This is a genomic window from Curtobacterium sp. VKM Ac-2865, from assembly GCF_015350905.1.
In the GTDB taxonomy this organism is placed as follows: Bacteria; Actinomycetota; Actinomycetes; order Actinomycetales; family Microbacteriaceae; genus Curtobacterium.
Map to the genome: position 1 here is coordinate 347,646 of NZ_JADKRZ010000001.1, position 14,003 is coordinate 361,648.

Sequence of the window (14,003 nt, forward strand, 5' to 3'; positions counted from 1 at the left end):
CGTGCGCTCGCTCTGAGCGGTGAGTCGGGGTCTGTGGGGTGAGCGTCTGAGGACGGGAGGCCCGTTGCGGGGCCGCAGCGGGCCTCCCGTCGGAAGGGCCGGGTCCGTGATCCGGACCCGGCCCTCGTGACTCAGGACGCTGCTGCGATGGTTTCCTTCGCGGCGGCGAGGACGTGCTCCGTGGTGAAGCCGAACTCGTCGTACAGCTTCTGGTAGTCGGCCGAGGCACCGAAGTGCTCGATCGACACGCTGCGGCCGGCGTCGCCGACGACGTCGCGCCAGCTCATGCCGATCCCGGCCTCGACCGAGACACGGGCCTTGATCGCGGCGGGGAGCACCGACTCGCGGTAGGCCTCGTCCTGCGCGAAGAACCACTCGAGCGACGGAGCCGACACGACGCGGGCGTTGATGCCCTCGCCCTTGAGCTGCTCGCGGGCGTCGAGTGCGATCTGGACCTCGGAGCCGGAGCCGATGAGGATGACGTCCGGGGTGCCGTTCGGCGCCTCGGCGAGCACGTACGCGCCCTTGGCGACGTTCGCGGCGGACGCGAGCGTCTCACCGGAGGCGTCGCCCTCGCCACGCTCGAACACCGGGAGGTTCTGACGGCTGAGCGCCAGACCGGCCGGGCGGTCGGTGTGCTTGAGGATGGTCAGCCAGGCGTGCGCGACCTCGTTGGCGTCGGCCGGACGGACGACGTCGAGACCCGGGATCGCACGGAGGGCCGTGAGCTGCTCGATCGGCTGGTGCGTCGGGCCGTCCTCGCCGAGGGCGATGGAGTCGTGGGTCCAGACGTAGATCGCCGGCGCCTTCATGAGAGCGGCGAGACGGACTGCCGGACGCATGTAGTCGCTGAAGATCAGGAACGTGCCACCGAACGGACGCGTGTTGCCGTGCAGCACGATGCCGTTGAGGATCGCGCCCATCGCGTGCTCACGGATGCCGAAGTGCAGCACGCGGCCGAACGGGTCGGTGCTCCAGGTCGACGTCGAGGCCTCGGCCGGACCGAAGGACTTGGCGCCCTCGATCGTGGTGAGGTTCGACTCGGCGAGGTCGGCGGACCCACCCCAGAACTCGGGCATGTGCGGCGCGATGGCGTTGATGACCTTGCCGGAGGCGGCGCGGGTCGAGACGGCCTTCTCGGTGCTGAACACCGGCAGCGCTGCCTCGAGGCCCTCGGGGAGCTCCTTGGCGTTCATCCGGTCGAACAGCGCCTTCTTCTCGGCGTTGGCCGCGGCCCACGCGTCGAAGGACTTCTGCCACTCGGCGTGCTGCTCCTGGCCCTTGGCGACGGCGCCACGGGTGTACTCGAGGACCTCGGGGGCGACCTCGAAGGTCTTCTCGGTGTCGAAGCCGAGGACCTCCTTCAGGCCCTTGATCTCCTCGGCGCCCAGTGCGGAGCCGTGGATCTTGCCGGAGTTCTGCTTGGTCGGGGACGGCCAGCCGATGATCGTCTTGAGGACGATGAGCGACGGCTTGTCGGTGACCTGCTTGGCGGCCTCGACGGCGGCGAAGAGCTCCTCGACGTCCTCGGAGTACTGACCGGTCTTCTTCCAGTCGACGACCTGGACGTGCCAGCCGAGCGCCTCGTAGCGATCGGCGACGCTCTCCGAGAAGGCGATGTCGGTGTTGTCCTCGATCGAGATCTGGTTCGAGTCGTAGAACGCGATGAGGTTGCCGAGCTGCTGACGACCGGCGAGCGAGGCTGCCTCGTTCGTCACGCCCTCCTGCATGTCGCCGTCACCGGCGATCACGTAGGTGAAGTGGTCGAAGGGGGACTGGCCGGCCGGGGTCTCCGGGTCGAACAGGCCACGCTCGAAGCGCTGCGCGTAGGCGAAGCCGACCGAGGACGCGAAGCCCTGGCCGAGCGGACCGGTGGTGATCTCCACGCCGTCCGTGTGGCCGTACTCCGGGTGACCCGGCGTCTTCGAGCCCCACTTGCGGAGCTGCTGGAGGTCCTCGATCTCGAGGCCGTAGCCGTGCAGGTAGAACTGCACGTACTGGAGGATGGACGCGTGACCCGCGGAGAGGATGAAGCGGTCGCGGCCGATCCAGGTGGAGTCGCTCGGGTCGCGGTGCATCACCTTCTGGAACAGGAGGTGTGCGAGCGGGGCGAGGCTCATCGCGGTGCCGGGGTGACCGTTGCCGGCCGCCTCCACGGAGTCGGCGGCGAGTACGCGCGCCGTGTCGACGGCCTTCTTGTCGATGGCGTCCCAGGTGAATTCAGCCACTTGGATGTTGACCCTTCTTGATGCGACGTGTGCGAGGGCTCGTGCCACCGCACGGACATGGTGGCCACCCGGCGCCCCGTCAGGTCGCCGGTCAACGGCGGCCGACCGACTCGTTCGCGGGCCGACGTCTTCGGGGCACACTGCGGGTGGCCCCTCCAGCATAGTGAACCGGCACTCAGAAGGTGTCCAGGTCACCCCGACTGTTCACGACCGGTGCCAGCGGGACGCCATGAAGACGGTCGGGTACACGGCTTCGTCGGTGGCATCGCGTAAAGTGGTCGTGACCCGTGGACATTCCGGGTCAGCGCATGCCCGGACGCCGAGGACGCCGTCCACCGAGTGTGCGAGCTGAAGCGACACAGACTGAGGTCCCCTTGCCGACTGCCACCGTGACCAGGCCCGACATCGAGCGTCGCTCGACCCTGTCCCGCAAGGTCCGGGCGTACGTCTCGCTGACGAAGCCGCGCGTCATGGAACTGCTGCTCGTCACGACCGCCCCGACGATGTTCCTCGCCCAGCGCGGGGTCCCCGACCTGTGGCTCGTGTTCTGGACGCTCCTCGGCGGTGCGATGTCGGCTGGTTCGGCATCGGCCTTCAACTGCTACATCGACCGCGACATCGACCGCCTGATGAAGCGGACCAGTACCCGACCCCTGGTCACCGGGGAGCTCACCGACCGCCAGGCCCTGGTGTTCTCGTGGATCCTCGGCATCGGGTCGACGGCGGTCCTCGGGTTCCTGGTGAACTGGCTCGCCGCAGCGCTCAGCGTCGCCGCGATCCTCATCTACGTCTTCGTCTACACGCTGTGGCTCAAGCGCCGCACGCCGCAGAACATCGTCTGGGGCGGATCCGCCGGCTGCATGCCCGTCCTCATCGGCTGGGCCGCCGTCACCGGGTCGCTGACCTGGGCGCCGGTCATCCTCTTCATGGTGATCTTCCTCTGGACGCCACCGCACTACTGGCCGCTCTCGATGAAGTACCGCGACGACTACGACGCCGCCGCCGTGCCGATGCTCGCCGTCGTCCGGGGCCGCACGGTCGTGGGGCTGCAGGTCGTGCTCTACGCCTGGGCGACGCTCGTGTGCTCGCTGCTGCTCATCCCGGTCGCGCACATGGGGCCGCTCTACACGGTGGTCGCCCTGGCGGGTGGCATCTGGTTCGTCGTCGAGTCGCACAAGCTCTACACGCGGGCCATCCAGCACGTCGAGCACGTGCAGCCCATGCGCGTCTTCCACAGCTCGATCACCTACCTGACGCTGCTGTTCATCGCCGTGGGCATCGACCCGCTGCTGCCCCAGGTCTTCAGCTTCTAGGGGTCGGGCGAGGCGGACCCGACCCGACCCGCTTCGACTCGGAACGACGAGGTCGACGTCGTACGACGTCGACCTCGTCGTTTCGGGGCTGCGGTCTGTCACCCCGTCCGGACGGGAGGCTCGTGCCGGGCCCGCCCCGAGCCTCCCGTCCGGTGCGTGGTGCGCCGCGCGGTGCGTTGGTGCCGGAACCTGCTGGGCGAGACACCCCCGTCTCGACGCTCCGGAGCTGGGGTCCTCCGCGAGACGCCGGTGTCTCGGTGAGACGCCTCGTACATGGCGAGACGCCGTCGGGATCGGCGTCGTCTCGACGCATCGGCGGTGTCTCGTGCAGACAGGGGCGTCTCGCCCGGTGGTGTCCTGCGCAGACAGGGCCGTCTCGTGCAGACAGGGGTGTCTCACAACGGGGTCGAGGAGTTCGGCGTCGGGAAAGGCCAAGCATCGCGCCGTCGATCGTCGGCTGATCCTCGCGCGACCGAGCGGCGTCGCGCGCTAGCGGGGGCGTCTCGGGTCGGGCGACGGGCCTCAGCGCGCGACGGGCTCGCGCGTGGCGAAGCGGCCCGCCGTCGCCCTCGTGGTCAAGGTGACCACCGTGACGGCACCGACGAGCAACCCCGCCAGCACCATGTGCGTCCCGACGAGCCCGACGGGCAGTGCCGTGCGGGCTTGCGTCAGCCCCACGGCGATCTGCAGGAACTCGACGACCAGGAGCAGGAGCGCCCACTTGCTCGAGAGCTGCAGCCGCACGGCGCCGATGACGAGCACGAGCGTCAGCGCGAAGAGGACGTAGGCGGGGACGGCGTGCACGTGCTGCAGCACCGCCGGGTCGAGGCCCGTGCGGTGCAGGCGGCCGCCGTCGACTGCCTCGTCAGCGCCCGCGTGGGGGCCGCTGCCGGTCGTCAGGATCCCGAGGAGCACGGTCACGGCGGTGGCGGCGATCGTGCCGCGGACCACGCCGACGTACCAGTTCGGCACCAGGCGACGCGCCGTGCGGGGCCCGTTCATCGAGCGGTGGACCAGCGTGGCGGTGATCGCGGTGAGCGCCATGGACACGACGAAGTGCAGGCCGACGACGTACGGGTTCAGGTTCGTCAGCACGCTCAGGCCACCGATGACGGCCTGGACGGGGATCGCTGCGCCCTGGGCGAACGCCAGCCAGAACAGCTCGGGGCGGGTCCGACGCATCCGGACGACCGCGAGGAACATCGCGATGGCCACGACGACGAGCACGAACGTGAGCAGGCGGTTGCCGAACTCGATGATGCCGTGCACGCCCATCTCGGGTGTGGAGACGAGTGAGTCGGCCGTGCATCGGGGCCAGGTCGGGCATCCGAGCCCCGAAGCGGTCAGGCGCACGAGGCCGCCGGTGCCGATGAGCACGACCTCGACCACGAAGGAGGCCCAGGCGAGGACGACCACGCGCGGGTCGACCACGCGGGGGAGCGACCACCATCGTGTGCGGACGTCCTGGTCGACGGGGGATGCGACGCGAGTCACGAGGGTGGTGCCTTCCTGTTGTTCCGCGCTGCGGGCCTGTAGGATTCGAGGGTTCAGCAGCAGTCAAGTCTAGGCAGGCGCCGGCTCCGAATGGGCCGAGATCGCCGATCACACCCAGGACTGCGTGGAACCATGACGTTGCGAGGCAGCAGCTGCGTGATCGCCCAGGACGGGTTCGTCCTGTCGGTGGTGCGCGATGGAATGGTGTCCGGCAGCCGCCGGTTGCCACCAGGGAACTGCCGCGAGAAGGAAACGAGGAGATCATGTCCGACGTGCTCATCGACCGTCCGGAGCTCGAGGGGCTCGGCCAGTACGAGTTCGGCTGGGCCGACTCCGACTCCGCCGGTGCCTCTGCCCGTCGCGGTGTCTCGGACGAGGTCGTCACCGACATCTCGAACCTCAAGGCCGAACCCGAGTGGATGCTGAAGAACCGGCTCAAGGGTCTCCAGCTGTTCGACCGCAAGCCGATGCCGACGTGGGGCGCAGACCTCACCGGGATCGACTTCGACAACATCAAGTACTTCGTGCGCTCCACGGAGAAGCAGGCCCAGTCGTGGGAAGACCTGCCGGAGGACATCCGCTCGACCTACGAGAAGCTCGGCATCCCCGAGGCCGAGCGCCAGCGCCTGGTCGCCGGCGTCGCTGCCCAGTACGAGTCCGAGGTCGTGTACCACCAGATCCGCGAGGACCTGGAGCAGCAGGGCGTCATCTTCATGGACACCGACACGGCGCTGCGCGAGCACCCCGAGCTCTTCCAGGAGTACTTCGGCACCGTCATCCCCGCCGGCGACAACAAGTTCGCAGCGCTGAACACGGCTGTCTGGTCCGGCGGCTCGTTCGTCTACGTCCCCAAGGGCGTCCACGTCGAGATCCCGCTGCAGGCCTACTTCCGGATCAACACCGAGAACATGGGCCAGTTCGAGCGGACGCTGATCATCGCGGACGAAGACTCCTACGTCCACTACATCGAGGGCTGCACCGCCCCGATCTACAAGTCGGACTCCCTGCACTCGGCCGTCGTCGAGATCATCGTGAAGAAGAACGCCCGCGTTCGCTACACGACGATCCAGAACTGGTCGAACAACGTCTACAACCTCGTCACCAAGCGTGCGATCGCGCACGAGGGCGCGACGATGGAGTGGATCGACGGCAACATCGGCTCCAAGGTCACGATGAAGTACCCGTCGATCTACCTCGCCGGCGAGCACGCCAAGGGCGAGACCCTGTCCGTCGCCTTCGCCGGCCCCGGTCAGCACCAGGACGCCGGCGCGAAGATGATCCACATGGCGCCGTACACGACGTCCTCGATCGTGTCGAAGTCGATCGCGCGTGGCGGTGGCCGGGCCGGCTACCGCGGCGAGGTCCGGGTCGACCCGAACGCGCACCACTCGGCGAACACGGTCCGCTGCGACGCGTTGCTCGTGGACACCGTCTCGCGCTCCGACACGTACCCGGCGATCGACATCCGCGTCGACGACGTGCAGCTCGGTCACGAGGCCACGGTCTCCCGCGTGAGCGAGGAGCAGCTGTTCTACCTCATGTCGCGCGGCATGGCGGAAGACGAGGCCATGGCGATGATCGTCCGCGGCTTCATCGAGCCGATCGCCCGCGAGCTCCCGATGGAGTACGCGCTCGAACTCAACAAGCTCATCGAGATGAGCATGGAAGGATCCGTCGGCTAGATGTCGAGCTCCACCCCCACACCCCGAATCGACCAGCCGATCGAGCCTGCTGCCCTCACGGGGACCGAGCGCGGTGCCGGTCAGGAACAGCATGGCGCGCGGGCCCACTCCGACGGCGCCTGGGCCAGCAAGATCCCGGTCCAGACCCGATCGGAGCGCCCGCAGTCGGGTGACATCGACGCCTTCGCCGCGGTCACCGGCCGCGAGGTCAACTGGAAGTTCGCGCCGCTCGACAAGGTCGCACCGCTCCTCGCGGGCGGCCTCGACGGCTCGGCCTACCCCTTCCTCGCGACCCAGACCGACGGCGCCGACGTCGAGTGGGCTCGCAGCGACGAACCGCGCGTGGGCACCGCCGGCCTGCCGGAGGACCGGGCAGCGGCGGCAGCCTGGACCGCGCGGGACGCCGTCCTGGCCGTGACCGTCAAGGCGACGGACGCGCACGAGTCGATCGCGATCACGCGCTCGGACTTCGGGCAGCAGCCGCGGGCAGCACACACGGTCATCACGGCCGAGCCGAACGCGCAGGGCATCGTCGTCATCGACAACCGCGGTTCGGCGCTGCTCTCGGAGAACATCGAGATCGTCGTGCAGGACAACGCTCGCCTGACCGTCGTCACCGTGCAGGACTGGGCCGACGATGCCGTGCACATCTCGACGCACTTCGCCGAGGTCGGCCGTGACGCCTTCCTCAAGCACGTGGTGGTCTCGCTCGGCGGGGACGTCGTCCGCGTCAACCCCTCGACGCACCTCGGTGCGCAGGGTGCCGACGTCGAGATGTACGGCGTGTACTTCGCCGACGCCGGGCAGTACATCGAGCAGCAGGTGTACGTGAACCACGACGCACCGAACTCCCGCAGCCGCGTCAACTACAAGGGTGCTCTGCAAGGCGCCGGTGCGCACACCGTGTGGATCGGTGACGTGCTCATCGGCCGTACCGCTCCCGGCACCGACTCCTACGAGCAGAACCGCAACCTGGTCCTGACAGACGGCACGCGCGCCGACAGCATCCCGAACCTCGAGATCGAGACCGGCGACATCGCCGGTGCGGGTCACGCGAGTGCGACCGGACGCTTCGACGACGAGCAGCTGTTCTACCTGCAGGCCCGTGGGATCCCCGAGGAAGAGGCCCGCCGCCTCGTCGTGCTCGGCTTCCTGGTCGAGGTCATCCAGAAGATCGGTGCGCCCGAGCTCGAGGAACGCCTCATCGCCGCCGTCGAGCAGGAGCTGCTCGAGGGCAAGACCGTGCTCGCCGCGCCGATCACCGACGCGTCCCTGACCGAGACCTCGGTCTGATGGCCGAGAAGGTCTGCGCCGAAGGCGACATCGCCGTGGAGAGCCCCATGCGTGTCGTCGTCGAGGGCACCCCGGTCGCGATCGTCAAGGACTCCGCCGGCGTCGTGCACGCCATCGGGGACACCTGCACCCACGGGGAGATCTCGCTCGCCGAGGGCTTCGTCGAGGGCGACTCGTTGGAGTGCTGGGCACACGGGTCCCAGTTCTCGCTGACCACCGGCAAGCCGAAGAACTTCCCGGCGTACGAGCCCGTGCCGGTGTTCCGGGTCGAGGTCCGCGACGGCGACGTCTACGTCGACGTGCACGACCCGGTCCCGGTGGACTGAGACCCGGTCCTCGTCGACTGACCTCGACCTCCACACTCTTCCCGCGGCTGACGCCGCACCCCAGCTGCAACCGAAGGAACGCAATGTCCACTCTCGAAATCCGCGGCCTCAAGGTCTCGATCGACACCGACCAGGGTGTCAAGGAGATCCTCAAGGGCGTCGACCTCACCATCAACGAGGGTGAGATCCACGCGATCATGGGGCCGAACGGCTCGGGCAAGTCGACCCTCGCCTACACGATCGCCGGTCACCCCCGCTACCACGTCGTCGGCGGCTCGATCACGCTCGACGGCGAGGACGTCCTCGCGATGAGCGTCGACGAGCGTGCCCGTGCCGGCATGTTCCTCGCCATGCAGTACCCGGTCGAGATCCCCGGCGTGACCGTCTCGAACTTCCTCCGCACCGCCAAGACGGCGATCGACGGCGAGGCCCCCGCGCTGCGCGGCTGGGTCAAGGACCTCCGGTCGTCGATGGCGGACCTCAAGATGGACCCGTCGTTCGCCGAGCGCAACGTCAACGAGGGCTTCTCCGGTGGCGAGAAGAAGCGCCACGAGATCATGCAGCTCGAGCTCCTCAAGCCGAAGTTCGCCGTCCTCGACGAGACCGACTCCGGCCTCGACGTCGACGCGCTGAAGATCGTGTCCGAGGGCGTCAACCGTGCCAAGGCAGCGACCGGCCTCGGCGTGCTCCTGATCACCCACTACACGCGCATCCTGCGCTACATCACGCCGGACTTCGTCCACGTGTTCGTCGCAGGCAAGGTCGCCGAGCAGGGTGGCCCGGAGCTGGCCGACCGTCTCGAGAACGAGGGCTACGACCGCTACGTGCAGGCCGCAGCCGCAGCAGCGGGGAACTGATGATCACCACACTCGCACCGGAGAAGTTCGACGAGGTCGTCGAGGGCCTGAAAGAGGTCCAGGACCCGGAACTCGGCGTCAACATCGTCGACCTCGGGCTCATCTACGACCTCGCCTGGGACGACGAGGCGTCGGCGCTCATCATCAGCATGACGCTGACGAGTGCCGGTTGCCCCCTGACCGACGTCATCGAGGGCGACACCGCGAACGCGCTCGACGGCATCGTCGACGCCTTCCGCATCAACTGGGTCTGGATGCCGCCGTGGGGCCCGGACCGCATCACCGACGACGGGCGCGAGATGATGCGCGCCCTCGGGTTCTCGATCTAGTCGCGACCCACACGACGAACGGGAGGCTCCCTGCCAGCTGGCAGGGAGCCTCCCGTCTGTCATGGGCCGGTTCGGGCAGAGCCGACGGGGCTGAGATCGCACTCCGTGTCGGGTCGTGCGTGCCGGAGCCGACACGAAGTGCGATCTCAGCCGGTCCGGGGTCCGGGGGCGCGCGCAGCGCGCAGCGCGCACGCGCACCCGCACGAGCAGCGCGCACGCGAAAGGCCCCGGACCAGCGGTCCGGGGCCCTTCGCGCGGCGCAGGGGCGTCAGCGGCGGCGGAGCAGGCTCCACACGAGCGGGACGATGCCCGCGGCGATGAGGGCCTTCACGACGCCGCCCACGATGAACGGGTAGAGGCCGGCGGCGAGCACCGACTGCAGGTCGTTCGGCAGGCCGAGCGCGCCGAGCGTCAGCGCCAGGTAAGGCAGGCCCGTGACGAACGGGATCGCGCTGGCGAGGGTGAACGCGACCACGGCACGCCCGACCTTGCGGTCCCAGTTGCGGCGGGCGAGCCACCCGATGACGCCGGCGGCCGGGATGAAGCCGATGACGTACCCGAAGCTCGGGACGCTGAGCATGTGCAGGCCGCCGGACATGCCAGCGAAGAACGGGGCGCCGGCGAGCCCGACGATCGCGTACACGAGCATCGAGAGGACACCGCGGCGGGCTCCGAGCGTCGCGCCGACGAGCACGACGGCGAGCGTCTGGCCGGTGATCGGGACCGGCCACATCGGGACCTCGAACTGGGCCATCGCGGCGGTGAACAGGGCGCCGCCGGCGACGAGGGCGGCGTCGGTGGCCAGCCCGTGCGTCCGAAGACGGTCGGCGAGGACTGCGCGGGGAGCGAACCCGGTGGCGTTCGTCATGGATTCTCCTAGAATGGACTGCTGGTCCCCTTCGGGACTGTCGGTCCCGTCAGCGTAGCGGTGAACCTCCCGCACACACCGTTGTGCACAACCACCAACTGATTGGACCACCACTGTGCTTGCCGTGCACGACCTCGAGATCCGCGTCGGGGCTCGCCTCCTGATGGAGAACGTGTCCTTCCGTGTTGAGAAGGGCGACAAGATCGGGCTGGTCGGCCGCAACGGCGCCGGGAAGACCACGATGACCAAGGCCCTGGCGGGCGAGCAGCCGCCGACCGACGGCAAGATCGACCGCACCGGCGAGATCGGCTACCTGCCGCAGGACCCCCGCTCGGGCAACCCCGAGGACACCGCGCGCAAGCGCATCCTCGACGCCCGCGGGCTCGGCGAGCTCGTGGAGGGCATCCGCCAGGCGACGCTCGACATGGCCAGTTCGGACACGGCCGTCGCGGAGAAGGCGATGCGTCGGTACTCCCGTCTCGACGACCAGTTCAACGCGCTCGGTGGCTACGCCGCAGAGGCCGAGGCCGCCTCTATCGCGTCGAACCTCAAGCTGCCCGACCGCATCCTCGACCAGCAGCTCAAGACGCTCTCGGGTGGTCAGCGCCGACGCATCGAGCTCGCGCGCATCCTGTTCTCGGACGCCGAGACGATGATCCTCGACGAGCCGACCAACCACCTCGACGCCGACTCGGTCGTCTGGCTCCGCGAGCACCTGAAGACCTACCCCGGCGGCGTCATCGTGATCTCCCACGACGTCGAGCTCGTCGACGAGGTCGTCAACCGCGTCTTCTACCTCGACGCCAACCGCCAGACGATCGACATCTACAACATGGGCTGGAAGCTCTACCAGCGGCAGCGCGTCGCCGACGAGGAGCGCCGCCGCAAGGAGCGCGCCGGCGCCGAGAAGAAGGCCGCCACGCTCAAGGACCAGGCCGCCCGGTTCGGTGCGAAGGCGTCGAAGGCCGCTGCGGCGCACCAGATGGTCGCGCGCGCCGACAAGCTGCTCGCGGGGCTCGAGGACGAGCGCGTCGCCGACCGGGTCGCGAAGATCCGCTTCCCCACGCCGGCTCCGTGCGGCCGCACGCCGCTGATGGCCGAGGGGCTCTCGAAGTCCTACGGGTCCCTCGAGATATTCGCTGGCGTCGACCTGGCGATCGACCGTGGTTCCCGCGTGGTCATCCTGGGCTTCAACGGTGCCGGCAAGACGACGCTGCTGCGGATCCTCGCGGGCGCCGACGCACCGGACACCGGCGCGATCCTGCCCGGGCACGGCCTGCGCATCGGGTACTACGCGCAGGAGCACGAGAACATCGACATCAACCGCACGGTGATCGAGAACATGGTGTCGGCGTCGACCGACCTCAACGAGACCGAAGCCCGGCGGGTGCTCGGCTCGTTCCTGTTCACCGGTGACGACGGCTACAAGAAGGCCGGGGTCCTGTCCGGTGGCGAGAAGACCCGTCTCTCGCTCGCGATGATCGTCGTGTCCGGCGCGAACGTGCTGCTGCTGGACGAGCCCACGAACAACCTCGACCCGGCGTCGCGCGAGGAGATCCTCAACGCCCTGGCCGGCTTCGAGGGTGCCGTCGTCCTCGTGTCCCACGACACCGGTGCGGTCGAGGCGCTCAACCCCGAGCGCGTCCTGCTCCTGCCCGACGGCACCGAGGACCACTGGAACAAGGACTACGCGGAGCTCATCGAGCTGGCGTAGCCAGCGCTCCTCCGGAGTCGCTGACGCTCTGACGCGCTGATGACGGACGGGAGGCTCGTGGCGGCGCCGCCACGAGCCTCCCGTCCGCTGTGTCAGCAGTCCGCAGTCAGCGGTCCGGAGTCAGCGACGCGACTCGAGGAGCTCGTCCTCGATGTCGGCGTCGGTCTTCGGCTTGGCGTCCTTGCGCCGCTGCCGCTCGAGGGCGCGCTCGCGCTCCTCGGGGTCGTCCTGGTTGAGGTTCCGGTACTCCTGCACCATCAGGTACGCCAGGAACCCGAAGCCCCCGGCGGCGAACATGAACCACTGGATGAAGTAGCTCAGGTGCAGGCCGGTGTCGGCGCTCGGGCGGTTCCAGCCGAGGGGCCGGGCCTCGGTCGGTGCCGGGCTCTCGGACGCGAGCTGCCCGTACGCACCGGTCCAGATGGGGGCCTCGATCTTCGCGGCCACGTCGGCGAGCGTGACGGACTGGACCTGGTCGGTGTGCGCAGGGTCGGTGCGTCCGGGGATCCGAGGCTCGGACTGCTGCAGCCGCGCGGTGACGGTGACCTGGCCCGACGGGGGAGCCGGCACGCGGTCGGGGGCGTCCTGCCGGTTGCCGGTCGGCACCCAGCCGCGGTCGACGACGAACGCGCGGCCGTCGGCGGTGACGAGCGGCGTCAGGACCTCGAAGCCGGGCTGGCCGTTGTGGACGCGGTTGCGGACGAGGAGCTGGTCGTCGGTGTCGTAGCGCCCGGTGACGGTGACGCGGAGCCAGGTCTGGTCGTTCGACCAGCTGGAGGCCCGGGGGAGGGCGTCCTGCACGGCGACCGGGGTGTGGTCGTAGTTCGAGGCGATCTGCTGGTTCTCACGGACGGCCTCGTTGCGGCGGTCCCACTGCCACATGCCGAACAGCGTGCACAGGATGGCGAAGGCCACCGCGATCGCGAAGTACCCGACCCAGCGGCGGCTCCGGACGAAGTGCCAGCCGACGAAGGGCTCGTCGGGATCGTGCGCGATGGTCTCGACCTGCGCGGCACGCTCACGCGCCGTGGCCTGGCGGATGCGCGCGGCGTGCTTCCGGCCGTAGCGCGACTGCGGGTCGAAGTCGTCGGTCATCGCTCGTTCGCCGAGCGGGTCCGTTCACCCACGTCGTTCTTCGGGCCGCCGTGCAGCGCGCCGTGCTGCACGGCGTCGGGGCGGTGGGAGTCGTCCAGCTGGTCGACGTCCTCGTCGATGCCGGTGACCTTGACGGGGAACGTGCGGGAGCGGAGGTACCCGGCGAGGAAGTCGCAGTGTTCGTCGCACGCCGCCCAGATCTTCACGCGGTCGAGCGGGTGGATGCGCGGGTTCCGCCAGTTGACGCGCCAGCTGGCAGCGGTGGAGCACCCGGCGCGCGAGCACACCGGAGTGGAACCGGGCTCGGTGAACAGGTCGAAGGTCGCCCCCATCAGCGGTGACCCCACATGCGGGACCGGTCGCCGTTCCGCTGCCATTCCTCTTGTGCGTGCTGGGCGGCCTGGCGCAGCCGCTCCTGCTCGTCACGGTAGGCCTGCGCGCGGGCGTCCTCCTGCTGCTGACGGAGTGCCGGGTCGTAGTCGGCGGCACGCACGAGGGCACCGGCGGGAGCGATCGCGTCGGACTCGACGTGGCTGCCGGCGTTCGCGATGACGACGGCGATCCACGGGATCACGCCGGCGAGCACGATGGGGATGATCGCGAGGATCGGGCTGTGCCAGACGGTGTAGACGAGCACGGCTCCGACGAACAGGAACACGCGGACCGCCATCTGCCAGACGTAGCGCGACAGACGGTGGTGTCGGTCACGCGTCGGTGACTTCGGAAGTGCCGTGATGCTCTGCGTCGTACGCGTCGTCTTCATGCCTTCGTTCTCCGTCTGCCCACACATCAGCCTAAGCCCGG

The 14,003-nt window shown here is 69.1% G+C and carries 13 protein-coding genes; 7 read left to right on the forward strand and 6 right to left on the reverse strand.

The annotated features are described in order from the left end of the window. Nucleotides 1-131: 131 nt before the first annotated feature. Complete coding sequence (tkt, locus tag ITJ54_RS01520) at nucleotides 132-2,228, reverse strand: transketolase (protein ID WP_194625578.1); 2,097 nt, start codon at nucleotides 2,226-2,228, stop codon at nucleotides 132-134. A 341-nt stretch (nucleotides 2,229-2,569) separates the two neighbouring features. On the opposite strand from tkt, the gene ITJ54_RS01525 reads away from it, so the two are divergent. Then, nucleotides 2,570-3,541: a heme o synthase gene (locus tag ITJ54_RS01525; RefSeq protein ID WP_416354885.1), complete on the forward strand. Its 972-nt coding sequence runs from the start codon at nucleotides 2,570-2,572 to the stop codon at nucleotides 3,539-3,541. Between the two features lie 522 nt (nucleotides 3,542-4,063). Here ITJ54_RS01525 and ITJ54_RS01530 read toward each other — a convergent pair. Beyond that, nucleotides 4,064-5,035: a COX15/CtaA family protein gene (locus tag ITJ54_RS01530; RefSeq protein WP_194625580.1), complete on the reverse strand. Its 972-nt coding sequence runs from the start codon at nucleotides 5,033-5,035 to the stop codon at nucleotides 4,064-4,066. Nucleotides 5,036-5,298: 263 nt separating this feature from the next. On the opposite strand from ITJ54_RS01530, the gene sufB reads away from it, so the two are divergent. The 5 genes from sufB to ITJ54_RS01555 all read left to right on the forward strand — a co-directional run bounded on the left by sufB (nucleotide 5,299) and on the right by ITJ54_RS01555 (nucleotide 9,522). Continuing rightward, the gene (gene sufB, locus ITJ54_RS01535; protein WP_194625581.1) at nucleotides 5,299-6,717 is read left to right on the forward strand and encodes a Fe-S cluster assembly protein SufB; all 1,419 of its coding nucleotides are present in this window, start codon (nucleotides 5,299-5,301) and stop codon (nucleotides 6,715-6,717) included. Beyond that, nucleotides 6,718-8,010: a Fe-S cluster assembly protein SufD gene (sufD, locus tag ITJ54_RS01540; protein ID WP_194625582.1), complete on the forward strand. Its 1,293-nt coding sequence runs from the start codon at nucleotides 6,718-6,720 to the stop codon at nucleotides 8,008-8,010. Beyond that, entirely contained in the window at nucleotides 8,010-8,336 is a 327-nt protein-coding gene (locus ITJ54_RS01545; RefSeq protein WP_194625583.1) for a non-heme iron oxygenase ferredoxin subunit, read from the forward strand. The genes sufD and ITJ54_RS01545 overlap by 1 nt, the downstream gene beginning before the upstream one ends. 83 nt (nucleotides 8,337-8,419) lie before the next feature. After that, the gene (gene sufC / locus ITJ54_RS01550) at nucleotides 8,420-9,193 is read left to right on the forward strand and encodes a Fe-S cluster assembly ATPase SufC (protein ID WP_194625584.1); all 774 of its coding nucleotides are present in this window, start codon (nucleotides 8,420-8,422) and stop codon (nucleotides 9,191-9,193) included. Then, a complete protein-coding gene (locus ITJ54_RS01555; protein ID WP_123653503.1) occupies nucleotides 9,193-9,522 on the forward strand; it encodes a metal-sulfur cluster assembly factor in 330 nt (109 codons plus the stop codon). The genes sufC and ITJ54_RS01555 overlap by 1 nt, the downstream gene beginning before the upstream one ends. A gap of 268 nt (nucleotides 9,523-9,790) precedes the next feature. Here ITJ54_RS01555 and ITJ54_RS01560 read toward each other — a convergent pair whose 3' ends face one another. After that, nucleotides 9,791-10,390, reverse strand: a complete 600-nt coding sequence (locus tag ITJ54_RS01560; RefSeq protein ID WP_194625585.1) for a biotin transporter BioY — start codon at nucleotides 10,388-10,390, stop codon at nucleotides 9,791-9,793. Between the two features lie 115 nt (nucleotides 10,391-10,505). On the opposite strand from ITJ54_RS01560, the gene ITJ54_RS01565 reads away from it, so the two are divergent. Then, a complete protein-coding gene (locus ITJ54_RS01565; RefSeq protein ID WP_194625586.1) occupies nucleotides 10,506-12,104 on the forward strand; it encodes an ABC-F family ATP-binding cassette domain-containing protein in 1,599 nt (532 codons plus the stop codon). Between the two features lie 120 nt (nucleotides 12,105-12,224). On the opposite strand, the gene ITJ54_RS01570 is transcribed toward ITJ54_RS01565, so the two are convergent. From ITJ54_RS01570 to ITJ54_RS01580, 3 genes are read right to left on the reverse strand one after another with little or no spacing between them, the layout of a single operon-like run. After that, nucleotides 12,225-13,199 carry an SURF1 family protein gene (locus ITJ54_RS01570; protein ID WP_194625587.1) on the reverse strand — a complete coding sequence of 325 codons (975 nt, stop codon included), beginning with the start codon at nucleotides 13,197-13,199 and terminating at the stop codon, nucleotides 12,225-12,227. Beyond that, nucleotides 13,196-13,531: a hypothetical protein gene (locus ITJ54_RS18420; RefSeq protein WP_416354638.1), complete on the reverse strand. Its 336-nt coding sequence runs from the start codon at nucleotides 13,529-13,531 to the stop codon at nucleotides 13,196-13,198. The genes ITJ54_RS01570 and ITJ54_RS18420 overlap by 4 nt, the downstream gene beginning before the upstream one ends. Beyond that, a complete protein-coding gene (locus tag ITJ54_RS01580) occupies nucleotides 13,531-13,962 on the reverse strand; it encodes a DUF3099 domain-containing protein (RefSeq protein WP_194625588.1) in 432 nt (143 codons plus the stop codon). Before ITJ54_RS01580 ends, ITJ54_RS18420 begins: the two co-directional genes overlap by 1 nt. Nucleotides 13,963-14,003: the final 41 nt, after the last annotated feature.